Below are 21,807 nucleotides of genomic sequence, written 5' to 3' on the forward strand. Positions count from 1 at the left end.
TACAAGGGAAAAGCCGCCCCCCGGTCGCCCCGGCCGCGTGACGCAGGGTCAGGCGGCGGTGTCGCGCATCTTGTAGGCGTCGAGCGCACGCTGCCGTCCCTCGCCCAGATCGACGATCGGCGCGCCGCGCCCATCCGACCCCGGCGCGAGGTTCCAGGCCCGCGGCACGGCGTCGAACCAGCCCGCGGCCCCCTCGCCCGACAGCCAGCGCGCGCGGTAGGCGCCCTTGGGGTCGAACTTCTCGGCCTGCGTGTCGGGATTGAAGATCCGGAAGAAGGGCGACGCGTCGGGCCCCGACCCGGCCACCCATTGCCATCCCATCGCGTTGGACGCGGGGTCCCAGTCGACGAGGCAGTCGGCGAACCAGTCGCAGCCGACCCGCCAATGGGTCATCAGGTGCTTGGTCAGCAGCGACGCGGTGAGCATCCGGGCGCGGTTATGCATGGTGCCGGTGACGTAAAGCTCACGCATGGCGGCGTCGACGATGTCGATGCCCGTGGCCGCACGCCGCCAGGCCTGCGCGTCGGCGTTGTCGTCGCGCCACGGGAAGGCGACCCAGTCGGGCTTCCAGTTCTCGGTCGTCAGACGGGGCGTGTGGTAGGCGAGGTGATGGGCGAAGTCGCGCCAGACGACCTCCTTGAGAAAGACCTCCGCGTCGCCCACCCCGTCCTGCAAGGCGCGCCAGCCGGCGAACCAACACTCCCGCGCGCTGATCTCGCCATAGGTGAGGTTCTCCGACAGGCCCGAGGTGCCCGCTTCGGCCAGCATGTCGCGGGCGCGGGCGTAGACGTCGAGCCGGGTCTCGATGAAGTCGACGAGGCGGTCGCGCGCGGCCAGTTCGCCCACATGCAGATGCGGGCGCACCACGTCGGCGCCACGCCGCATCGCGCGGGCCATGTCCCACCCCGCGAGGTCCTCGCCCGCGGGCCATGTCTTTGGGGCCGGCAGCGCCTCGACCGGGGCCAGCGGCGGGTCGAGATCGCGGTCGCGGACGTTCTTCCAGAACGGCGTATAGACGCGGTAGTAGCCGCCCGTCCCCGTCTCGACCGTCCACGGCTCGAAGAGGACGTGGCCCTGGAACGATTGGGCCTCCAGCCCGTCCCCGCGCAGCGCCTCCTTGACCTTGGTGTCCCGCGCCCGCTCATCGGCGACGTAGAGCCGGTTCCAGATCACCGTGTCGGCGCCGGTCTCTGCTACGAGCGCGCGCAGCACTTCCAGCGCGAGGCCGCGGCGCAGGATCAGGCGCGACCCGATCCCCTCCAGCCGCTCCGCGAAGCTCTCCAGTCCCAGACCGAGACGCCAGCGCGGCGCGGCGCCCCACGTCTCGACCACCTCGTCATGAATGAAGACCGGGATCACCGGGCGGTTCCGGGACGCGGCCCAGTCCATCGCGGGGTTGTCGGTCAGACGCAGGTCGCGGCGGTGCCACAGGAGGATCGGTTTCGTCATGCCGGTCGATCTGGATCACGGGGGGGCCGCGTCAAACGAAAACGGGGGCCCGAAGGCCCCCGCATCCGAAGATCGTCGCGTGCCTATTCGGCGGCGATGGCTTCCTTCTTCTTGACCATCTGGCGCTCCGAGCGGAGCCCCATGAAGATCGAGACGCACATCACGACCAGCACGGCGCAGAACAGAAGACCGGTCGAGATGACCATGGCCTGAAGGCTCTGCAATCCGGCCGTGCCCGCCGCACCCAGCAGAAGGACGGCCGCGACCGCGCCTTCGAAGATGCACCAGAACACGCGCTGGATTACGGGCGCGTCCACCTTGCCGCCTGCCGTGATCGTGTCGATCACGAGCGAGCCCGAGTCCGACGAGGTCACGAAGAACACGATCACCAGGATGACCGCGAGGGTCGAGGTGATCGCCGCCAGCGGCAGCTCGCCCAGCATCGCATAGAGCGCGATCTCGGGCTTGTAGGACCCGATGACGTTCTGGAACACGCCGCTCTCGGAGGCGCCCGAGACGACCTGGCTGATGGCCGTGCCGCCGAAGGTCGCCATCCAGAGGACGCAGACCAGCGACGGAATCAGCAGCACGCAGACGATGAACTCGCGCACTGTCCGGCCCCGCGAGACGCGGGCGATGAACATGCCGACGAAGGGGGACCAGCTGATCCACCAGGCCCAGTAGAAGGTCGTCCAGCCATGCAGGAAGCCCGTGTCCTCGCGCCCGATCGGGTTCGACAGCGGCACGATATTCGCCGCGTAGGCCGCCAGCCCGCCGAAGAAATCAGCCAGGATGTCGCCGGTCGGCCCGACGAAGAACACGAAGAACAGCAAAATGCCCGCCAGCACCATGTTGATCTCGGAGAGGACCTTCACGCCGCCGTCGAGGCCGCGCACGACCGAGATGAGGGCGAGAACCGTGATGCCCGCGATGATCAGTGCCAGAAGCACCGAGCTGTCATTCGCCGTCTCGACATTGCCCCAGAGGAAGCCCGCGAAGTTGCGCGTGCCATCCTCGGGAACGCCCGAGCCGAACACCTCGGTCAGGCCGGACGCGACCTGCGTGGCGCCGATCCCCAGCGACGTGGCGAGGCCGAACAGCGTCGCGAAGGCCGCGATGGTGTCGATGGCGTTGCCCCAGAAGCCCCAGATCCGCTCGCCCAGAAGCGGGTAGAAGGCCGAACGCAGCGTCAGCGGCAGGCCCTTGTTGTAGGCAAAGAGCGCCAGCGCCAGCGCGACCACGGCATAGATCGCCCAGGGGTGGAGACCCCAGTGGAAGATCGTCGCGGCCATCGCGAGCGAACGGGCGGCCTCGACTGTAGCCGCATCGCCGACCACGCCCTCGGTGATCCCGATCTGGCCGTTCAGCGGCGAGTCGCCCCAGGGCGTGCCGAAGTAATAGACCGGCTCGAGTACGCCGAAAAACATCAGGCCGATACCCATGCCCGCCGCGAAGAGCATCGCGAACCAAGCCGGGTAGCTGTAGTCCGGTGTCGCGTCGGTGCCGCCCAGCCGGACGGAGCCCCACGGCGTCACGATCAGCAGGAGCGCGAAGATCACGAAGAGGTTCGCCGCCGACAGGAAGAACCAGTCGAAAGTGGATTTCACGTAGTTCCGGATCGCGGTGAAGGTCTCGGCGGACCATTCCGGGGCGATCAGCGCCAGAAGCACGAAGCCGACCACCATGACGCCCGAGATCAGGAAGACGGGGTTGTGGATGTCGAGCGCGAAGGGCCCGATCTTCGTCTCGATATTGTCCTGTCCGATCTCGTAATCGGTGTCGATCGGCGCCGCGTGGCCTTCCGGATCCGGTATGCCCGGATCGTCAACCGTATCGGTCGTCATGTCTGTGTCTCCCTCTGGCCGTTTGGCGAGCCGCCCGAGGGTGGCCCGACTCCACCGTGGGGCCACTCTAGGCGAGAGGGGGGCGAATTGCGACGATTCCGTGACAGGGCGCGGCGTCCGGGTGGATTATTCGCCCCGCACCAGCAGGACGGACCGGTCCGAATGGGAGGCGAGCCGTCCGCCGTGGGACGGCCAGACATACTCGGCGATCCCCGGTGCGTGGGTGGCCATCACCACGAGATCTGCGTTCAGATCGGTCGCCGCGCGCGCCAGCAGGTCGTCGATCTCGGCGCGGGGGTCGTGGCTGGTGATCGGATGCGCGCCCGTCGCCATGTCGTGCGCCTTGGCCTGTCGGTCCGCGAAGTCCCGCAGCACCTCGGCGAAGGCTTCGGGGTTGGCGGCCACGTCCGTCGGCTGCGGCGCGGTCACCGAAACGAAGCTGACGGTCGCGCCGCTCGCCTTGGCCAGCGTCGCGGCGGCCGCGACCGCCTTCTCCATCGCCGCCGCGTGATGCAGGTCGACGGGCACCATGATACGTTCGAACATCCTCGGGCCTCCTCTCCGGGGGTGGTCCTGTCCGAAGGATTCGGACGGGCGCCACGGGATGAGGCTAGGCCACCGGACATCCAGCGGCCTTGACCGAAGACAAGTGGCCGATCAGGCGTTCACGTCCACCACGACGCGCCCGCGGACCTGCCCCTTGAGGATGTCGGCCCCGAGCTTCGGCAGATCCTCCAGCGTGGCCTCGACGACCATCGCGTCGAGCTTCTCCATCGGCAGGAGCTCGGCCAGCCGGGTCCAGGCGCGGACGCGGTTCTCGTAGGGCTGCATGACGCTGTCGATGCCCATAAGGTTCACGCCGCGCAGAAGGAACGGGATCACGGTCGCGGGCAGGTTCGCACCGCCGGCAAGGCCCACGGCGGCCACGCTGGCCCCGTATTCCATCTGGCCCAGCAGGCGCGCCAGCATGGCCCCGCCCACCGCGTCAACGCAGCCGCCCCAGCGCTCGCCTTCAAGGGGGCGCTTGACCGTCTCGGCCAGTTCCTCGCGGGCGATGATCTCGGTCGCGCCGAGGCCCTTGAGGTAATCGGCCTGCTCGGGACGCCCGGTGACGGCCGCGACCTGTCGGCCCATCGCCGCCAGGAGCGCCACCGCGACCGAGCCCACGCCGCCCGCGGCCCCCGTCACCAGCACGGGGCCGGCCTTCAGGCCCTGATCCTCCAGCGCCTGTACCGCGAGCATCGAGGTGAAGCCCGCCGTGCCAACCGCCATCGCCTGCCGCGTCGTCAGCCCGTCGGGCAGCGGCACCAGCCAGTCGGCCCGCACGCGCGCCTTCTGGCTATAGCCGCCCCAATGCGCCTCACCCACGCGCCAGCCGGTCAGAACGACCTTGTCGCCCGCCTTGTAGCGCTCGTCCGAGGACGTGTCGACCGTGCCCGCGAAATCGATGCCCGGCACATGCGGATAGTTGCGGACCAACCCGCCGCCCGGCCCGATGCAGAGCCCGTCCTTGTAGTTGACCGTGGAATACTCGACCGCGACCGTCACCTCGGTCTCGGGCAGGCGATCGAGGCCGATCTCCTGCACCGCGGCGGACGTCTTCCCGTCCTCGTCCTTCTCGACCACGAGTGCCTTGAACGTCATCTCACATCCTCCCGTTGGGGCGCGTCACGCCCAGAATTTCTCGCGCAACAGCGCGTCGCGCGGGCCGTCCTGCGTCTCGACGGTCACCTCCGCTCCCGCACCCCAGCGCCGGTCGACCATCCCGATGGCCACACCGCAGTCGTAGTCGTGCGACCACGCCGCCGACGTCACGACCCCGATGCGCCGCCCGTCCAGCATGATCGGCCAGCGCCGGTCGCAGGTCGGCACGGGGGACGAGATCTCGACCGCCATCAGGCGGCGGTCGGAGACATAGGATTTCAGCGCCGGGCCCCCGATGCAGTCGTAGACCTGAACGTATTTGTCGAGGCCCACGTCGAAGGGCGTGTCGAGGTCGGTGATGTCGTTGCCGTAGCTGAGCATCCCGCCCTCGATCCGCTCGACGAGGTTGGGGCAGCCCGCGCGCACGTCGAGATCGGCGCCCGCTTCGAACAGCGCGTCCCAGAGCGGCATCGCGTCCTCTTCGCGCTCGACATAGATCTCGAAGCCGCCCTGCTTGGAGTAACCCGTGCGGCTGACGATCATCTCGGTGCCGTTGAAGGGGAACCGGCCGTGTCGGAAGAACTTCAGGTCGCGCACCGCAGGGCCGAATACGCGCCCCGCCAGCTCGTTGGCGAGCGGGCCCTGCACGGCGAGCGGCTGGACGTCGGCCTCGAACACGCGGACGCCGTAGCCCCCCGCCTCGGCCATGCCCTCGATCCAGAGCCGGAGCTCGCCATCGGCGAGGCTGACCCACCAGGTATCGGGGCGGGGCTTCAACGCCACGGGGTCGTTCAGCATCCCGCCGTCGTGGTTGCAGATCGGGACATAGGCGCATTGGTTCGGCTGAAGCTGCGACAGGTCGCGGGGCGTCAGGCGCTGCATCAGGGTGTCGGCGTCGGGGCCGGTGATCTCGACCTGCCGCTCGACCGCGACGTCCCAGACCTGCACCGCGCGCTTGAGATGCGCCGCGTCGATATCGACCCCGTCGAAACAGGCCGGCAGCATCATGCGATTATACACCGTGTAGGCCGTGCACCCGGCAGCATCGACGGCATCGGTCCACCACGTCCGGCGAACCCGGTTCGAACGGGCGAGCGTCGTCATGTGACGTCCGGCATGAAGCCGAGATCCGTCGTCCCGGTCTCGGCCCCGGCGGCGGTCAGCATCGCGTGGATCTGGCCCCGGTGGTGGGTCTGGTGGTTGAAGAAATGGCTGAAGATCACGGTCTTCGGGCGCGAGACCTCGGCGTTGAATACGGCCGAGTACCAGGTCACTTCTCCCTCGAGATCGTGGAGGCCCATCGCCCAGTCGGAGATCGCGGCATCGACCACCGGGCGGCGCGCGGCCCAGTCGGACACGTCCGACGCCCATTCAAGGGAGTCGGGGATGGTTCCGCCGTCGCGTGGCGCGCCCGTGAAGCGCGAGAGCCAGATCTCGTCGCCCCAGAGGAGATGGGACGCCGTCTTGCGGATCGACCCGAAGAAGGCCCCGCGATCGGCTTCGACCTCGGCCTCGGGCAGCGACATGACGGCGGGGACAAGCCATTCGTTCTGCCACGCGTTGTAGCGGGCCATCATGCGGACCCAGTCGGGGGTGATCATGGCAACCTCCTCAGCGGGGTACGTCGGGGCCGGACCAGTCGATCTGGCAGATCTCGGCCGAGCGGCCGTCGAAATCCCAGACCCGGCCGAAGGCGCGGACGCGACCCTTGGTGGCGGTGGCGACGGTGATGTCGGCCCCCATCCAGTACTCGGTGTTGGTGGCGACGATGTCCTCGTCCTCGCGCTTGCCCTTCACCGGGATCACCTCGCCCTGGATCTTCTTGCCGACCATCAGGCGGCGGGTCTTGCCCTCGGTCTCGTAGGTGATCGTCGCGCGCTCGGCGCCGAGAAACTCGGACACGAGGAGCTTGAAGAGGCCCGTCGTCCCGCGTGCGCGGCCCGAGAAGATCTCGATGAGACCCAGATAGGCAGCCTGGTCGGCGCGGTCGTCGATGAAGGCGGCGGCCTTCCAGTTGCCCCGCGCCATGAGGCCCGGGATTTCCAGCAGGAGACCCACGTTCAGGCCCGACAGGTCGCTGTCGCCGTAATGGCCCTCGTCGATGCGGATGCCCGACCACGCCTGGCAGTAGCCTTCGGTCGGCGCGTGCTTGCCCAAGCTGACGACGCAGGGACAGAAGACGGTGCAGTTGCAGTTGAGGATCAGCTCGCCCTTGATGGCCCAGGGGGTCTGCGCGCCGCCGGTCTTGGGCGACATGCGGCTGGACACGACGGGGGCGGCGATGCGGTCGGGTGCGTTCATGGATCAGGCTCCGATCAGGAAGCCTGCCCCGGCGAGGCAGGCGATTGCGATGGCGACCGGGATCAGCGGACCCCGGCCGAGTTTTTCGAGTGTCATAAGGATCGTCGCCAGCGCCATGAAGGCCAGCGACATGGCACCCCCGATCAGGCCCAGCGCCATCAGCGCCCAGCAGCAACCGAGGCAGGTCGCCCCGAGGCGCAGGCCCATGCGGAACGGCCCCTCGGCCCAGTGCTGCATGAAAAACACGAGCGGGCGGCGGCATTTCGACAGGCAGGCCGCCTTCATCGGCGAGACCTGGTAGGCGGCGGCCGCGATCAGAAGCACGGCGGCGAAGGGCCCCGTGCGCGGCATGTCGACCGTGGCGAGCGCCGTCTGCACAAGCGCCGCGGCCACGGCGAACCCGGCCCAGACCAGCGCGTATCCCGCCACGAGGGCCGCGCCCCCGCCCGTGCCTTGCGTGTCGGCGATGTCGTCATGGGTGGCGAAGGCCGGGATCGCCGTCGGCAGCATCATCGCCGCCGACATCAGGAGCCACATGCCCGTCGTCGCGGCCAGACCCTGCGGCTCGGGCGTCGACAGGCAGAGATCGCGCAGGAGCGTGTCCCAGGAGGTCGGCGCCGACCACGCCCAGAGCGCGACCCACCCGCCGAGCAGCAGCCCGTAGAGCGCCAGCCAGTGCGGTGCGGTCATGCGACCCAGATGCCTCAACGCGCCCTCCCCCGGCTTGCGGCGATGCGCCGTCGCCCGTAGTGCTGACACAGGATCAAATGTCCGACAATTGGAAAAACGCCCATGACGTCCGCCCCCGCCCTGCCGACCCGGATCTCGGATCGGATCGCCGCCCGGATCGCGGCGGGCGACCTGATGGCGGGCGACCGGCTGCCGTCGGAAACCGAGCTTGCGGTGCAGTTCGACTGCTCCCGCGCGACCGTGCGCGAGGCGCTCAAGCGGCTGGCCGCGCGCAATCTGATCCGAACGCGGCGGGGCGCGACCGGCGGCGCCTTCGTGGCCGACCTGACCTATGACGCGGCCGTCGCCCAGCACGTCGCGACCTCGACCCTGCTCCTGTCGATGAATGCCGTCGATTTCGAGACGGCCGCCCGCGCCCGGTTCGCGCTGGAGCGCGCCTGCGCCGATCTGGTGGTCGAAGCGCGCGCGGCCCCCGACCTCGCCGCGATGGAGGATGCGGTCACGCGCCTTGCCGCGCCCTGCTCGGACGAGGATTTCTGCGCCGCCGACACCGCCTTCCACCGCGCCTATGTCGATGCCGCGCACAATCCCGTCCTGTCCTACCAACTGGCCGGCGCGGTCGAGGCGATGCTGCCGCTGATGAACATGGTCACCTATGCCGACCGCGACCGCGCCGCGATCCTCGATCTCTATGCGCGTCTGTCCGACGCGGTGCGTGACCGGGACGCCGAGCGCATCCGCACTGTGCTGAGCGCTCTCGAATCGACCATGCTCGATCTCTTCGCGCGGCGTGACGCGCGAACCCGCGCCGCCCGCTAGACGCCGCCCCGCCCCCGTCCTACCTTTCGGTCCGACGTCGAAAACGACGCGAACGCGATCCAACGGGAGTGATCCATGACACGATATGCCGCCCTTCTGACCGGCGCCGCCATCCTCGCGGCGCCGGCCGCCCAGGCCCAGATGACCGTCTTCGACTATGCGGGCTTCGAGGACCCGGCCTTCCACTCGGCCTATGTCGAGGCCCATGGCGCGTCGCCGGACTTCGCCTTCTTCGGCGACGAGGAGGAGGCGTTCCAGAAGCTGTCCTCCGGCTTCAAATCGGACGTCACCCATATCTGCGCGGGTTCGGTGCCCAAGTTCGTCGAATCCGGCCTCGTCGAGCCGTGGGACCTGTCGCGCATCCCCGAATGGGAGAATCTCGACCGCGATCTGACCGGCCAGGACATCGCGGGCGAAGGCGACGTCTATTTCCTGCCCATCGATTACGGCTCGACCGCGATCGCCTACAATGCCGACGAGGTCCCGGCCGAGGACGTGGCCTCGCTCGACGTGTTTCTGAACCCCAAATACCAAGGCCGCATGGCGATCCCGGACAACGTGGATGACGCCTACGCGCTGGCCTATCTCGCGACCGGCGTGACCGATTGGGCGAACGCCACCGACGCGCAGTTCGGGGCGGCCTCCGACTGGTTGCGTCAGGCCCATGCGAACCTGCGGACCTACTGGGTCGATCCGGGCGAGCTGTCGCAGCTTCTGGCCTCGGGCGAGGTACTGGTGAGCTGGGCGTGGAACGAGACGCTGCCGACGATGGTGGAAGAAGGCTTCCCCATCGGGTTCCAGCGCGAGGCGGCCGAGGGCTCGTCGCTCTGGCTCTGCGGCTACGTCAACATGGCCGAGTCCGACGGGTCCGAGGATCTGGCCTACGACTACGTCAACGCCATGCTCGACGCCTCCTCGACGCAGGCGCTGCTCGATTCCGGCTATGGCCAGTCGAACGCCGTGGCGATGGCCAGTCAGGGCGAGGAGGCGCTGGTCGCCTCGGGCCTGGGCCAGATCGACGCGCCGGTTCTGGCCCAACTTCCGATGGCGGGCGAGCTTCGCCAGAAGCAGGCCGAAGCCTTCGAGCGGATCAAGGCGGGCTTCTGAGCGCTCCCCGACTGCAAGTAAAATAGAAGGCCCCGCCGGAGCGATCCGGCGGGGCCTTTTCTTCGCGTCAGGTCTTCGCGATCGCGGCTCAGCGAATGAGGCGCGCCTTCGTCGTGCCGCTGGTGCCGGCGGTTTCCTCGTCCTCCGACACCGGCTCGGGCTGTGCCATGGGGAAGTCCGATGCCAACGGCGTCGCGCAGGCGGTCATCGTATTCGCACCCCGGATCTTCACGTCGTTGCTCGCCTCGAAATAGAGACCGCCCGTTACCGTCAGCGCGCCGGTCGTGTCCATGACGGGCGCGGCCGTCACGAGGCCGTTCACGGTCGTGCCGCCACGATACTTCACCGAGGTGGGCGAGAAGAGATAGGTGTCGAACTGACCCGTCGAGCAGTAGTTCGCAGCGCCGATCGTGCTGTTGCCGCGAACGTCGATGGCGTCCTGCGCGAAGAAGAAGTTCCGCTCGAGAATGGTGCCGCTGCCGCCGAAGGCCGCCGTGCCGCGCACGATGAAAACCATGTCCCGGATGGTGGCTCCGTTCTGGATCTTCATGCCGTGATTCACGAGGTAGATGCGGTCGGACTCGGGCCGTTTGTTGGCCTTCTTCGAGATCTGCCACCAGCCCTTGTCGACCTTGACGATCTGGAGCGGGCCGTCGGTCAGCGTGCGTGGCACCAGCGGGCCTTGATACATATGCCCGTCCGGTAGGGCCCAGAGCGTGTTCCAAGTGTCCACGAACAGATCCGACAGCGTCGGCAGGATGACCGGATCCATCACGACCTCGGCCTTGATGTCGTCGATGTCGTCGCTGCCCGCGCGCAGCGCGGTGATCTGCACGTCGTCGAGTTCCTCCGACGAGATGCGCGCGCCGTTGGCGACGAGGTTGTTGTTCTCGGCCGAGGCACCGACGGCGCCGTGCACACAGACCGCGCCGTCGAGCTCGGCATTGCCCACGAGATCGGCACGCGCTTCGGTCAGGACCGTGATGTTGCCGCAGGGATGGGCCGTTCCGGTCGCGGGCGGGGCCGCGACGACGATGGCTTCGGCGATGGTGAAGGTGTTCAGGTCGATGCTGTCCTGCGCCACGATGCCCAGAAGCGCCGTGCGGATCGGGTTGCCCCGCTCGAAGCTGCGCTGCCCATCGACCTTCACGGCGGTCGGATTGACCTCGTCGATCGAGAAGAAGCCGGTCGTGGAATCGAAATGCCCGAAGGACACGTCCTCGACGCCGACGGGTGTCCCGTGCATCCGGGTCTCGAGGTTCATGGCCGCGATCTGGACCGCGGCGGCCCGCGCGGCGGCCGGGTTGTCGAGCCGCTGGGCGGCGGCGAGGGCAGCCGCGTCGGTCGCGTTGCGCACCTGCGCCTTGACGCGCCACGAGTTGGCGCCGTCGACGGCGACGGCCCCGATCGTCATCATCGCCAGCAGCCAGTAGAGACCGTGGATCGTGCCGGCGCCGTCTTCGTCGCGCAGGAAGCTGTGGAGGAGGGATATGCTCATAGCTCAGGCCTCCTTAGCCATGATGACGCGACCTTCCAGCGTCCGCCCCGTCAGGAAGGCGTTGCCGAAGATGAGGACGTCGGCAAACTGGACGGTGACGCTCGCGGTCACGTAGGTGCCGTCATCCGTCACGGCGAGGTTGTAGTCGGAGGGGCTGGAGAAGCGGGCCAGAAGCGCGGGCGTCTCGGCCGTCGTCAGCGAGCCCGTGGCCACTGCCCGCGCCGCGTCGCGCGACACGTCATAGAGCTGGGCGTGCTTGTAGAGCAGCATCGAGGTGTCGGTCGACACCATCAGCATGATCGTCATGGCCACCATCCAGATGACGTATTCGACGGTCATGGCCCCGTCTTCGCGGCGGAGGAATCTGCTAAAGTGGCGACGCATTCTGCACCCGTTCGAGATAAGTTTGTTGCGCCTTGTCTGGATCGAAATTGCGACGCGTAGCGGGACGACTTCTGGGCTTTGTCGTGACGCGGGCTAGCTCCGCCCGGACACGAACACGCATTGCCGGAGACCCCGAATGGACCTCGTCACGATCCTCAACGTGCTGATCGCACTTCTTTCCATCGGGTTCGGCGCCGCCGGTTGGCTTGCGCCGGGCTACACGATGAAGACGGTCGATCTGAAGGACGGCGGCTCGACCATGGGCACCTCCGAGGTGCGGGCGGCGTCCGGCGCGCTGTTCGTGGTGGCGGGAATCGGGGCCCTGCTTCTCTGGACTCCCGCCGCCTTCGCGATGCTGGGCTTCATCTGGCTGGGCGGCGGCGTCGGTCGACTGACCTCGCTGGTCCTCGACGGGCGCACCTCGCTCAAGTGGAAATTCTTCGCCGCCGAACTGGTGATCGGCGTCCTCGGGATCTGGATCAACATCTGAGCTTTCGGTTGAAATCCGGGCGGGTCGCACCTAGGTTTCACCTCGTTCGGGCAACCGGACTATGGCGATAAACGCACCTGTAATAAGCGGCTCGGACCCGGGGGCGGTACCCGGCGACTCCACCATACACCCTTCGTTGGGGGATCATGGGGTCGAAATAGGATCGACGGACGTCTAAAGAGGCCAGCTTTCGCTCGGTGAGTTACCACCGTTATCGGTACACTTTGTACAGTTGCCAACGACAACCGTGCTCCGGTCGCGCTGGCTGCGTAAGCAGTCCGCAAGATCGAAACTTAAGCCCTTGCGCCTAGCAGCGTAAGGCGGGGTTCGCAGGCACCTGGCAACAGAAGCCTGCACTTCTCCCCCTCCCCGATGATGCACCATGCGCCCTGCACGGATGATGGGCGCTCCGGGCGCGTCTTCGGCACGGCTGCGCCATCGCGCGGATTTTGGCACAGCACCCGGTTGTCCCGCGCGAAACGCTCTGGTCTATCATTGCGCAGACACGGGCGGGGCCAGGGCATGAGCGACGACACCGACGCGATCGACTACGGCGGGATGATGCACGACGCGATGCGCGGGCTGATCCGTCGCCTTCTGCAACGCGTCTCCGCGCAGGGCCTTCCGGGCGACCACCATTTCTTCATCTCGTTCGACACGACGCATCCCGGCGTGGCGATCGCCGACTGGCTGCGCGAACGCTATCCCGACGACATGACCATCGTGCTCCAGCATTGGTATGACGGGCTGGAGGTGCGCGACGACGGCTTTGCTGTGACGCTGAACTTCGGCGACCAGCCCGAACCGCTGGACATTCCCTGGGCTGCGCTGCGGACCTTCGTCGATCCCTCGGTCGAGTTCGGCCTGCGGTTCGAGACCCGCGACGAGGAGGATGACGGCGGTGATGACGATCCCTCGGGCATCGAGGCGCCCTTCGCCGAGCTCGACAGCGAGCCCGATCCGGCGCCGCGCCCGCCCGCAGAGGTCGTCAGCCTCGATCGGTTCAGGAAGTAACGAGCGCGCCGCGACGCCGCCGCAGACGGCCGAGGCCGACAAGCGCGCCCAGCCCCGTGAGCATCAGCCAGACCCCCGCAGGAAGCGGCACCGGAATCAGCGGGTTGCCCGGCCGCGTCACGAGGCCGCCGATCGTGGCGCGCTGCCCGTTCTGGTCGAACACCAGTGCGCCGGTGCCCTGCCACAGCACCCAGATCGCCGAATTGAGGTTCCAGTTCCGGCGCGGCGTGCTGAACTCGACCGTGTAGGGCGTCAGGTCGGTGAACTCCGGGATCGCATTGTTGGTGACGTCGGCGATACCCGACCCGGCATAGATCCCGAGGATGGTCCCGCTGGAGGTGAAGCTGCTGAAGAGATCGCGGTCGATCTGATCGCCATCGTTGATCTGCCGCATGTCCACGAGGCCGAGCCGGTTGCCGCCGATATCGTAGACCTGGTTGTCACCCCGCTCCGTGGCATCGCGCAGTCGCCCGTCATAGGGCTGCAACAGCGCAGCCTCCGCCAGCCCGGTCCCGAGGGTCAGGACGAGGATCGCGAGAATCGTGGCAATGGGGCCGGACCGGCCGGTCATGATGTCGTCTCCTGCGGGGCCACCCCGCGTTTCACGCGATGTTAACGTCAAAACATGGCCAAACTTCGACCGATGCCCCGGTCCGGCGGATGGACCCGCAGGGGGCCGCGCGCTAGACCCGAACCCGACCGCATCGCGACGAGCCCCGAGGGACCACGACCATGACCGAGACCCGCACCGAAACCGATAGCTTCGGCCCGCTCGAGGTGCCCACCGACAAGTATTGGGGGGCCCAGACCCAGCGCTCGATCATCAACTTCCCCATCGGGTGGGAGCGGCAGCCGGTCGCCATCATCCGTGCGCTCGGTGTCATCAAGAAGGCGGCGGCGGCGGTGAATGCGGGCTTCGGCGACCTCGACGCCGAACGCGCGGCCGCCATCCAGCAGGCCGCGGGCGAGGTGATCGAGGGGAAGTTCGACGACAACTTCCCGCTCGTCGTCTGGCAGACCGGCTCGGGCACGCAGTCGAACATGAACGCCAACGAGGTCATCGCGAACCGTGCGATCGAGATCATGGGCGGCACGATCGGGTCGAAGGACCCGGTCCATCCGAACGACCATTGCAACATGGGCCAGTCGTCCAACGACACCTTCCCGACCGCGATGCATGTCGCGACCGGCATGATGGCGCGCGATACGCTCCTGCCGGGGTTGCGCAAGCTCCATGCCGCGCTCGCCGCCAAGTCCGACGAGTTCGCCGACATCATCAAGATCGGCCGCACCCACACGCAGGACGCCACGCCCCTGACCCTGGGCCAGGAGTTCGGCGGCTACGCCCACCAGGTCGCCAAGGGAATCGAGCGGATCGAGGCCTGCCTTCCCGACATTTACGAGCTTGCGCAGGGCGGAACGGCGGTCGGCACGGGGCTCAACACCCGCAAGGGCTTCGCCGAGAAGGTCGCCGCCGAGATCGCCGAGATCACCAATCTCCCCTTCGTCACCGCCCCCAACAAGTTCGAGGCGCTGGCCGCGCATGACGCCATGGTCATGTTCTCGGGCGCGCTGAAGACCGTCGCCGCCAGCCTTTTCAAGATCGCCAACGACATGCGCCTTCTGGGGTCGGGTCCCCGCTCGGGGCTGGGCGAGCTGATCCTGCCCGAGAACGAGCCCGGCTCCTCGATCATGCCCGGCAAGGTGAATCCCACCCAGGCCGAGGCGCTGACCATGGTCTGCGTGCATGTCATGGGCAACGACGCGGCCATCGGCATGGCCGGGAGCCAGGGCCACTTCGAGTTGAACGTCTACAACCCGATGATGTCCTATAATCTGCTCCAGTCGATGCAGCTCCTCGGCGACGCCGCATCGAGCTTCACGGACAACATGGTCGTCGGCACCCAGGCCAATGTCGACCGGATCGACAAGCTGATGAAGGAGAGCTTGATGCTGGTCACCGCGCTCGCCCCGACCATCGGCTACGACAACGCCACGAAGGTCGCCAAGACCGCGCACAAGAACGGCACGACGCTGCGCGAGGAGGCGATCGGCCTGGGCCTCGTGGATGCCGAGACCTTCGACCGGGTCGTGCGCCCCGAGGACATGATCGGCCCGAAGTGATGGCCAAGCTCGTCAACCTCAAGGCCGCGCGGAAGGCGCGCGACCGCGACGCGGCCCGGGCGGCGGGCGATGCGAATGCCGCCAAGCACGGCCGCACAAAGGCCGAGCGGGAGGCCGAGCGCGCCGCGGCGGCCAAGGCTGCGCGCGACCTCGACGGGCATCGCCGCGAGTGAGCGACGCACGACCCCGCAAACGCTCGCTGACGCTGCATGGGCATCGGACGAGCGTGTCGCTCGAGGACGCGTTCTGGGTCGCCTTCGTCGAGATGGCGCGCGCCGAGGGCGTGTCGGTCAACGCCCTCGCCGCCCGGATCGACCGGGACCGCGGCGTCACCGCCGGGCTCGCCTCCGCGATCCGGGTCGCGGTGCTGAAACACGTCCGGGCCTCCACCGAAAATTAACCTGTCCGGGCAATCCTGGTGCCATGACACCCGTTCTCTCCGACCGCGCGGCCGCGTGGCTCAACTCCGTCTTCTCGGCCAAGGCCGCACAGCGAGGCGGCATCGTCCGGCGCTCGGTCCGCGACGTCGAGGATCTGATCCATCGCGACGTCTTTCTCTCCGAAATCCGTCGGCGCGGGTTCACCGCGGTCGAGAATGGCGGCCAGTTCGTCATCTTCTGCAACGCCGAGCCGCTCTATCGCGTGGTCTAGACGACCGTTCGCGGAACGGTCGTCCGGGAGTTTTCGGCGAAAACTCCGGGAAGGGCCTTCAGCGAAGGCCCTTCACCCCGCCCGCAGCACGGCCAGCACGTCTTCGGCGGGCACCGCGTCCGTCACGAAGGCCGCGCCAATCCCCCGCGCCAGGACGAAGCGCAGCCGCCCGGCCAGAACCTTCTTGTCCTGTCCCATCAGGTCCAGCAGCGCCTCGGCCGAGGGCAGGTCGCCGGGGATCTCGGCGAGGTTGCGGACCATTCCCATGGCTTGGAGGTGAGCACGCACCCGGCTCGGATCCTCCTGAGCGCAGAGCCCCAGCCGTGCCGACAGCGCGAAGGCCAGCGCGCAGCCGACCGCCACACCCTCTCCGTGGAGTAGCCGGTCCGAATAGCCCGTCGCCGCCTCCAGCGCGTGACAGAACGTGTGCCCGAGGTTCAGAAGCGCGCGATCCCCCTGCTCGGTCTCGTCGCGCGCCACGATATCGGCCTTCATCTGCACCGAATGACGCACCGCCTCGACCCGGAGATCGGCGTCGCCGCGAAGCGCGGGCCCGTTCGCCTCCAGCCAGCCAAAGAAGGCCGCGTCGCCCAGAAGCCCGTATTTCACGACCTCGCCGTACCCCGAAAGGAAGTCGCGCGGCGGCATCGTGTCGAGCACGTCCACATCGGCCAGCACGAGGCTCGGCTGGTGGAACGCGCCCACGAGGTTCTTGCCGTGCCGCGTGTTGATCCCGGTCTTGCCGCCGACCGACGAATCCACCTGCGCCAGAAGCGAGGTCGGCACCTGCACGAAGCGGACGCCGCGGCGCAGGATCGCGGCCGCGAACCCGGCGAGATCGCCGATCACGCCCCCGCCGAATGCTACGACGACATCGCCCCGCTCGACCTTCTGGTCGAGCAGCCATTCGACCACGCGGATCACGCTGGCCCAATCCTTCGTGCCCTCGCCCGGCGGCAGCTCCAGCGCGGGCGCCTCGACCCCGAGCCCCGTCCGCAGCGCCGCGAGATGGAGCGCCGCGACACGGCTTTCGGTGACGACGAAGACGCGCGGGCGCGTCAGAAGTGGCCCGACCAGATCACCCGCCTGCGCCATGAGGCCGCGCCCGACATGGACGTCGTAGGCCCGTTCGCCCAGCGGCACATTCACCACCTCGCTCATGCCAGCACTCCCCCATCCGAAAGAACGCGCACCACGCGTTCGACCATCTCTGGGATCGGAACGGGCGGCGCGCTGTCGACCACGAGTTCGGCGGCGGCATAGGACGGCGTGCGCTCGGCTAGCAGCTCTGTCAGCGTGGCCTTCGGATCGTCGGTCAGAAGCAGCGGCCGCGTGGATTTGTGGCGCACCCGGCTCCAGAGCAGCTCCGCATCCGCCTTCAGCCAGACCGAAACACCGGCTTCCGCGATGGCGGCCCGGTTCTCGGGGCGCAGGAAGGCGCCGCCCCCGGTCGACAGAACACCCGGTCCCTCGGCCAGAAGGCGGGCCAGGACCTCGGTCTCGCGGGCGCGGAAGAACGCCTCGCCGTCGCGCGCGAAGATCTCGGGGATGGTCATGCGCGCGGCCTCGGCCATCGCGGCGTCCGTGTCGCGGAACGGCACGCCCAGCCGTTCGGCCAGCGCGGTGCCCACGGCGGTCTTGCCGCAGCCCATCATGCCCACGAGGACGACGGGCCGGTTGAGGCGCAGGGCCCCCTCGTCCGGCATCTTGTCGCCCATCGCTTCCACAACCTCCGTCCGCGCTGTTGCTCGTGCGATTGCCATCTATAGCTCGCCCGGCCAGAATGGAAACAACCACAACAGGCAGGCAGGCATGATCCGGTTTCTCAAATATCTCCTGATCCTCGCGGTGATCGCGTTGGTGGGCCTGTTCGGCTACTCGTTCCTTCTAGAACCCGAAAGCGCCCCCGTGACCGAGCGGATCGAGATCGATGCGGGCTAGCCTCCTCGTGCTGACGGTCCTCGCCGGACCGGCGCTGGCCGACGACGCCCCGCTCTCGGCCATTCCCTGGCTTTCGGACAGCCTATCGGCCCCCGCCCCCCGCACCGACGAGCCGGCGGCGACCCCCCTGACCGACACCGATGTCACCGTCATGGCGCTGGGCGAGACGCGGCGCGACGCGGTGGGCCTTCTGTCGGTGGGCCTGACGGGGCTGCCGCGGGACACATTCGCGGGCTCGGACCCCGCACGTCTCGCGCGACTCATCGCCGATCAGCCCGCCGATGCCCTGCCCGCGATGCAGGACCTGGTGACGATGCTCCTTCTGGCCGAGCTCGACCCGCCCCGCGCCGCGACCGACCCCGACACGCTCTTCTTCGCGCGGATCGACGCATTGCTGCGGCTGGGCGCGCTCGATCAGGCGCAGGCCCTGCTGGAGCGGGCGGGCGCGACCGACCGCGCCGCGTTCCGGCGCTGGTGGGACACGTCGCTGCTGTCGGGCAACGACGTGCGGGCCTGCGACGCGATGACCGCCAATCCGGGCGTCGCCCCCACCCTGCCCGCGCGGATCTTCTGCCTGACGCGGGGCGGCGACTGGGCCGCCGCGGCGCTGACGCTCGACACCGGCCGCGCCATCGGCCTCATCGACCCGCAGGAGGAGGAACTGCTGGGCCGGTTCCTGGACCCCGAACTCTACGAGGGCGAGCCGCCCCCCGTCCCGCCCCGTCCGCTGACGCCGCTGGCCTTCCGCCTGCTGGACGGGATCGGGGAGACGCCATCGACCCGCGACCTGCCGCTGGCCTTCGCAGCCGCCGATCTGCGCCCGACCACCGGCTGGAAGGCGCAGATCGAGGCGGCCGAACGCCTCGTCCGCGCCCGCAGCCTCGACCCCAACCGCCTGCTGGCACTCTATACCGAGAACCGGCCCGCCGCGTCGGGCGGGGTCTGGGACCGGGCCCGCGCGATCCAGCGACTGGACGCGGCCCTACTGGGCGGCGACCCCCAAGCCGTGGCCGACGCGCTTCCGGGGGCGTGGACGCGGATGCGCGACGCCGGTCTCGGCCCGGCCTTCGCGCAGCTCTACGGCGCCGCTTTGGCGCGGATGGACCTGCCGCCCGCCTCGGGCGCGCTGGCGCTTCGCATCGGCCTTCTGTCGCCCGATTACGACCGCGTCGCGCGCGACGCGGAACCGGCGCTGGCCCGCGACGCCTTCGCGGTGGCCATCGCGCGGGGAGACGACCTCCTGCCCCCGGCCGGCCCCCTGCCGCAGGCGATCGCCGACGGCATGTCCGCCGACGCGCCCGCCAACCTGACGCGGCTGGCGACGGATGGGCGGCTGGGCGAGGCGCTGCTCGAAGCCGCGCTCATGCTGACCGAGGGCGCCGAGGCCGATCCGCAGGACATCGTCGACGCACTGGCCTTCCTGCGTTCGGTGGGCATGATCGACGTCGCGCGGCGCACGGCCCTGCAACTCCTGCTGGCGTGAGCTGGATCGACCTCTTCCTCGAGGCCCAGGCCGCCGAACGGGGCGCGGCGCTGAACTCCCTGATGGCCTATCGCCGCGATCTCGAGGATTTCGCCGCCCATCGGGCGGCGCGGGGCGGCGCGCTGGCGGATGCGACGCGCGGCGACATCGAAGCCTACCTCGTCGCATGCGAGGCCGAGGGGCTGGCCGCCTCGACCCGCGCGCGTCGCCTCTCGGCGATCCGGGGTCTCTACCGCTTCGCCCATGAGGAAGGGCTGCGCCGCGACGACCCCGCCATCCGCATCACCGGACCGTCAAAGCCGAAGACGCTGCCGAAGACGTTGTCCGAGGCCGATGTCGACGCGCTGCTGGCCGCCGCCGGAACACTCGGGCGGACCGCCGACGAGCGGCTTCGCGACACGGCGCTGATGCAGCTTCTCTATGCGACGGGGATGCGCGTCACCGAGCTCGTGGGCCTGCCCGTGGCAGCCGCGCGGGGCGATCCCCGGATGCTTCTGGTCCGTGGCAAGGGCGGACGCGAGCGTCTGGTACCGCTCTCGCCCCCGGCGCGGGACGCGTTGGCCGCATGGCTCGCGCATCGCGACGCCGCCGACGACACCGCGCGGGTCGAGGCGGGCACCGCGCCGTCGCCGCATCTCTTTCCGTCGCGCGGCAAGGCGGGTCACCTGACGCGCGTCTGGTTTCACGGCCGCATCAAGACCCTCGCCGCCCATGCCGGATTCGATCCCGCGCGCGTCAGCCCGCATGTCCTGCGCCACGCCTTCGCCACCCACCTCCTGTCGGGCGGCGCGGATCTGCGCGCGATCCAGACGATGCTGGGCCATGCCGATATCTCGACCACCGAGATCTACACCCATGTCCTCGAAACCCGGCTGCGCGAGCTGGTCCTGACGCATCACCCGCTGGCCGGGGATCCTTAGGCCCCCGCACGGCGTCCCCCGCTTGAACGCGACGCGCGCCGGCCCCATAAGCCCGCCATGGAATCCACCGTCACCACCCTGGGTTGGGGCACGGCGCTCGGCATCGCCGCCGCGATCGTCTGCCTTCTGGCCATGTCCGCCTTCTTTTCGGGCTCCGAGACCGCGCTGACCGCCGCGTCGCGCGGCAAGCTGCGCAACCAGGCCGACAAGGGGAATGCCGGGGCCGCCCGCGCCCTCGTCGTCACCGAGGACAACGAACGCCTGATCGGCTCGGTCCTTCTGGGCAACAACATCGTCAACATCCTCGCCGCGTCGCTGGCGACGGCGCTCTTCACCGCGCTCTTCGGCGAGGGCGGCGTGGCCTTGGCGACGCTGGTGATGACGGCGCTCGTGCTCGTCTTCGCCGAAGTGCTGCCCAAGACCTACGCCATCTCGAACCCCGAGACGGCGGCCAGCCGCGTCGCCGCACCGATCGGCGTCGTCGTCCGCGTCTTCGCGCCCATCGTCAGCGTCGTCCGCGCGCTGGTGCGCGGCATCCTCAAGATCTTCGGTGTCGATATCGACCCCGATGCGGATATCATGTCCGCCCACGAAGAGATCGTAGGCGCCATCACGCTGGGCCATACCGAGGGCGGCGTCGAGAAGGAGGATCGCGACCGCCTGCTGGGCGCGCTCGACCTGGGCGAACGCGCTGTCGAGGAGATCATGCTCCATCGCTCGGGGATCGAGATGGTGGATGCCGACGCGCCCGCCACCGCCATCCTCGACCAAGCCCTGCACTCGCGGCACACCCGCCTGCCCGTCTATTGCGGCGAGCCCGAGAACATCATCGGGGTCCTGCATTCCAAGGACCTGCTTCGGGCCATCGACCGCCTCGTGCGGACCGAGGGCGGCGGGATCGAGGCGGTCGAGAAGCTCGACCTCTCGGACGTGATGATGGAGCCCTACTTCATCCCCGAGACGACGACGCTCGACGACCAGATGCGCCAGTTCCTGCGCCGCCACACCCATTTCGCGCTGGTGGTGGACGAGTACGGCGCATTGCAGGGCCTCATCACGCTCGAAGACATCCTCGAGGAGATCGTGGGCGAGATCACCGACGAGTACGACCAGCCCGAGGCGCCCGTGCTCGATGCGGCGGCCGACGGGACGGTGCTGATCGAAGGCGCGATGACGATCCGCGATCTCAACCGCGCGACCGAATGGAACCTGCCCGACGACGAGGCGAACACGGTGGCAGGCCTGGTCATCCACGAGGCGCAGACCATCCCGACCACGGGCCAGGTCTTCAGCTTCCACGGCTTCCGCTTCGAGGTGGCCGCGCGCGACGCGAACCGGATCACCCAGCTCCGCATCCGACCGCTGGGCTGAGGCGGGCGCGGCGCGCGACCGGGGTCGGGAATACCCGACTTCGGGATTCGCGACCCCCATGTTACCGTAGCGTCAAC

25 protein-coding genes and 1 other RNA gene are annotated in these 21,807 nt (G+C 68.7%); 13 read left to right on the forward strand and 13 right to left on the reverse strand.

Going from position 1 to position 21,807, the window contains the following annotated elements:
• Window positions 1-48: 48 nt before the first annotated feature.
• From Q0833_RS09060 to Q0833_RS09095, 8 genes are all read right to left on the reverse strand, one after another.
• Window positions 49-1,449, reverse strand: coding sequence for a deoxyribodipyrimidine photo-lyase (locus tag Q0833_RS09060; protein WP_298432915.1), 1,401 nt, complete (start codon window positions 1,447-1,449; stop codon window positions 49-51).
• Between the two features lie 83 nt (window positions 1,450-1,532).
• Complete coding sequence (locus Q0833_RS09065) at window positions 1,533-3,293, reverse strand: BCCT family transporter (protein WP_298432918.1); 1,761 nt, start codon at window positions 3,291-3,293, stop codon at window positions 1,533-1,535.
• Between the two features lie 126 nt (window positions 3,294-3,419).
• Complete coding sequence (locus Q0833_RS09070; RefSeq protein ID WP_298432921.1) at window positions 3,420-3,839, reverse strand: universal stress protein; 420 nt, start codon at window positions 3,837-3,839, stop codon at window positions 3,420-3,422.
• 111 nt (window positions 3,840-3,950) lie between these two features.
• Window positions 3,951-4,937, reverse strand: coding sequence for an acryloyl-CoA reductase (gene acuI / locus Q0833_RS09075; RefSeq protein WP_298432924.1), 987 nt, complete (start codon window positions 4,935-4,937; stop codon window positions 3,951-3,953).
• A gap of 24 nt (window positions 4,938-4,961) precedes the next feature.
• Window positions 4,962-6,041 carry a dimethylsulfoniopropionate demethylase gene (locus tag Q0833_RS09080; RefSeq protein WP_298432927.1) on the reverse strand — a complete coding sequence of 360 codons (1,080 nt, stop codon included), beginning with the start codon at window positions 6,039-6,041 and terminating at the stop codon, window positions 4,962-4,964.
• Window positions 6,038-6,538 (reverse strand): DinB family protein, encoded by a 501-nt coding sequence (locus Q0833_RS09085; RefSeq protein WP_298432930.1) that lies wholly within the window; start codon window positions 6,536-6,538, stop codon window positions 6,038-6,040. The genes Q0833_RS09080 and Q0833_RS09085 overlap by 4 nt, the downstream gene beginning before the upstream one ends.
• A gap of 10 nt (window positions 6,539-6,548) precedes the next feature.
• Window positions 6,549-7,193, reverse strand: coding sequence for a DUF1326 domain-containing protein (locus tag Q0833_RS09090; RefSeq protein ID WP_298435065.1), 645 nt, complete (start codon window positions 7,191-7,193; stop codon window positions 6,549-6,551).
• Between the two features lie 48 nt (window positions 7,194-7,241).
• Window positions 7,242-7,928 (reverse strand): DUF2182 domain-containing protein, encoded by a 687-nt coding sequence (locus Q0833_RS09095; protein ID WP_298432933.1) that lies wholly within the window; start codon window positions 7,926-7,928, stop codon window positions 7,242-7,244.
• Between the two features lie 102 nt (window positions 7,929-8,030).
• On the opposite strand from Q0833_RS09095, the gene Q0833_RS09100 reads away from it, so the two are divergent.
• Together Q0833_RS09100 and Q0833_RS09105 are read left to right on the forward strand one after the other, a co-directional pair.
• Window positions 8,031-8,747 (forward strand): GntR family transcriptional regulator, encoded by a 717-nt coding sequence (locus Q0833_RS09100; RefSeq protein WP_298432936.1) that lies wholly within the window; start codon window positions 8,031-8,033, stop codon window positions 8,745-8,747.
• 75 nt (window positions 8,748-8,822) lie between these two features.
• Window positions 8,823-9,854, forward strand: a complete 1,032-nt coding sequence (locus tag Q0833_RS09105) for an ABC transporter substrate-binding protein (RefSeq protein ID WP_298432939.1) — start codon at window positions 8,823-8,825, stop codon at window positions 9,852-9,854.
• An 88-nt stretch (window positions 9,855-9,942) separates the two neighbouring features.
• On the opposite strand, the gene Q0833_RS09110 is transcribed toward Q0833_RS09105, so the two are convergent.
• Together Q0833_RS09110 and Q0833_RS09115 are read right to left on the reverse strand one after the other, a co-directional pair.
• A complete protein-coding gene (locus tag Q0833_RS09110) occupies window positions 9,943-11,352 on the reverse strand; it encodes a pilus assembly protein TadG-related protein (protein ID WP_298432942.1) in 1,410 nt (469 codons plus the stop codon).
• A gap of 3 nt (window positions 11,353-11,355) precedes the next feature.
• On the reverse strand, window positions 11,356-11,691 hold the full coding sequence (locus tag Q0833_RS09115; protein WP_298432946.1) for a TadE/TadG family type IV pilus assembly protein: 336 nt from the start codon (window positions 11,689-11,691) through the stop codon (window positions 11,356-11,358).
• Window positions 11,692-11,872: 181 nt separating this feature from the next.
• Between Q0833_RS09115 and Q0833_RS09120 the strand changes: the two genes are divergently transcribed.
• The 3 genes from Q0833_RS09120 to Q0833_RS09130 all read left to right on the forward strand — a co-directional run bounded on the left by Q0833_RS09120 (window position 11,873) and on the right by Q0833_RS09130 (window position 13,240).
• Window positions 11,873-12,226 (forward strand): DUF4345 family protein, encoded by a 354-nt coding sequence (locus tag Q0833_RS09120; RefSeq protein ID WP_298432949.1) that lies wholly within the window; start codon window positions 11,873-11,875, stop codon window positions 12,224-12,226.
• Between the two features lie 4 nt (window positions 12,227-12,230).
• Window positions 12,231-12,584: a transfer-messenger RNA gene (gene ssrA, locus Q0833_RS09125) on the forward strand.
• A gap of 164 nt (window positions 12,585-12,748) precedes the next feature.
• A complete protein-coding gene (locus tag Q0833_RS09130) occupies window positions 12,749-13,240 on the forward strand; it encodes an SspB family protein (protein ID WP_298432952.1) in 492 nt (163 codons plus the stop codon).
• Here Q0833_RS09130 and Q0833_RS09135 read toward each other — a convergent pair.
• Entirely contained in the window at window positions 13,230-13,811 is a 582-nt protein-coding gene (locus Q0833_RS09135) for a VPLPA-CTERM sorting domain-containing protein (RefSeq protein ID WP_298432955.1), read from the reverse strand. The two genes, Q0833_RS09130 and Q0833_RS09135, sit on opposite strands and share 11 nt — an antisense overlap.
• 161 nt (window positions 13,812-13,972) lie before the next feature.
• On the opposite strand from Q0833_RS09135, the gene fumC reads away from it, so the two are divergent.
• Genes fumC through Q0833_RS09155 form a run of 4 tightly spaced genes read left to right on the forward strand, consistent with a single transcriptional unit; the run spans window position 13,973 to window position 16,015 of the window.
• Window positions 13,973-15,364, forward strand: coding sequence for a class II fumarate hydratase (fumC, locus tag Q0833_RS09140; RefSeq protein WP_298432958.1), 1,392 nt, complete (start codon window positions 13,973-13,975; stop codon window positions 15,362-15,364).
• Window positions 15,364-15,537, forward strand: a complete 174-nt coding sequence (locus Q0833_RS09145) for a DUF4169 family protein (protein ID WP_298432961.1) — start codon at window positions 15,364-15,366, stop codon at window positions 15,535-15,537. Before fumC ends, Q0833_RS09145 begins: the two co-directional genes overlap by 1 nt.
• The gene (locus Q0833_RS09150) at window positions 15,534-15,764 is read left to right on the forward strand and encodes a ribbon-helix-helix domain-containing protein (RefSeq protein WP_298432964.1); all 231 of its coding nucleotides are present in this window, start codon (window positions 15,534-15,536) and stop codon (window positions 15,762-15,764) included. Before Q0833_RS09145 ends, Q0833_RS09150 begins: the two co-directional genes overlap by 4 nt.
• 23 nt (window positions 15,765-15,787) lie before the next feature.
• Window positions 15,788-16,015 (forward strand): hypothetical protein, encoded by a 228-nt coding sequence (locus Q0833_RS09155; protein WP_298432969.1) that lies wholly within the window; start codon window positions 15,788-15,790, stop codon window positions 16,013-16,015.
• Between the two features lie 72 nt (window positions 16,016-16,087).
• Here the strand turns inward: Q0833_RS09155 and aroB are convergent, their stop codons facing one another.
• Both aroB and Q0833_RS09165 read right to left on the reverse strand, forming a co-directional pair.
• A complete protein-coding gene (gene aroB, locus Q0833_RS09160; protein ID WP_298432972.1) occupies window positions 16,088-17,176 on the reverse strand; it encodes a 3-dehydroquinate synthase in 1,089 nt (362 codons plus the stop codon).
• Window positions 17,173-17,733, reverse strand: a complete 561-nt coding sequence (locus Q0833_RS09165) for a shikimate kinase (RefSeq protein WP_298432974.1) — start codon at window positions 17,731-17,733, stop codon at window positions 17,173-17,175. The genes aroB and Q0833_RS09165 overlap by 4 nt, the downstream gene beginning before the upstream one ends.
• Before the next feature lie 94 nt (window positions 17,734-17,827).
• Between Q0833_RS09165 and Q0833_RS09170 the strand changes: the two genes are divergently transcribed.
• The 4 genes from Q0833_RS09170 to Q0833_RS09185 are packed head-to-tail and all read left to right on the forward strand — an operon-like array spanning window position 17,828 to window position 21,730.
• The gene (locus Q0833_RS09170) at window positions 17,828-17,956 is read left to right on the forward strand and encodes a hypothetical protein (protein ID WP_298432976.1); all 129 of its coding nucleotides are present in this window, start codon (window positions 17,828-17,830) and stop codon (window positions 17,954-17,956) included.
• Complete coding sequence (locus tag Q0833_RS09175) at window positions 17,946-19,439, forward strand: hypothetical protein (protein WP_298432979.1); 1,494 nt, start codon at window positions 17,946-17,948, stop codon at window positions 19,437-19,439. Before Q0833_RS09170 ends, Q0833_RS09175 begins: the two co-directional genes overlap by 11 nt.
• On the forward strand, window positions 19,436-20,359 hold the full coding sequence (locus Q0833_RS09180) for a site-specific tyrosine recombinase XerD (RefSeq protein ID WP_298432983.1): 924 nt from the start codon (window positions 19,436-19,438) through the stop codon (window positions 20,357-20,359). The genes Q0833_RS09175 and Q0833_RS09180 overlap by 4 nt, the downstream gene beginning before the upstream one ends.
• A gap of 57 nt (window positions 20,360-20,416) precedes the next feature.
• Window positions 20,417-21,730 carry an HlyC/CorC family transporter gene (locus tag Q0833_RS09185; RefSeq protein WP_298432988.1) on the forward strand — a complete coding sequence of 438 codons (1,314 nt, stop codon included), beginning with the start codon at window positions 20,417-20,419 and terminating at the stop codon, window positions 21,728-21,730.
• Window positions 21,731-21,807: the final 77 nt, after the last annotated feature.

Source organism: uncultured Jannaschia sp., from assembly GCF_947503795.1.
Lineage (GTDB): Bacteria > Pseudomonadota > Alphaproteobacteria > Rhodobacterales > Rhodobacteraceae > Jannaschia.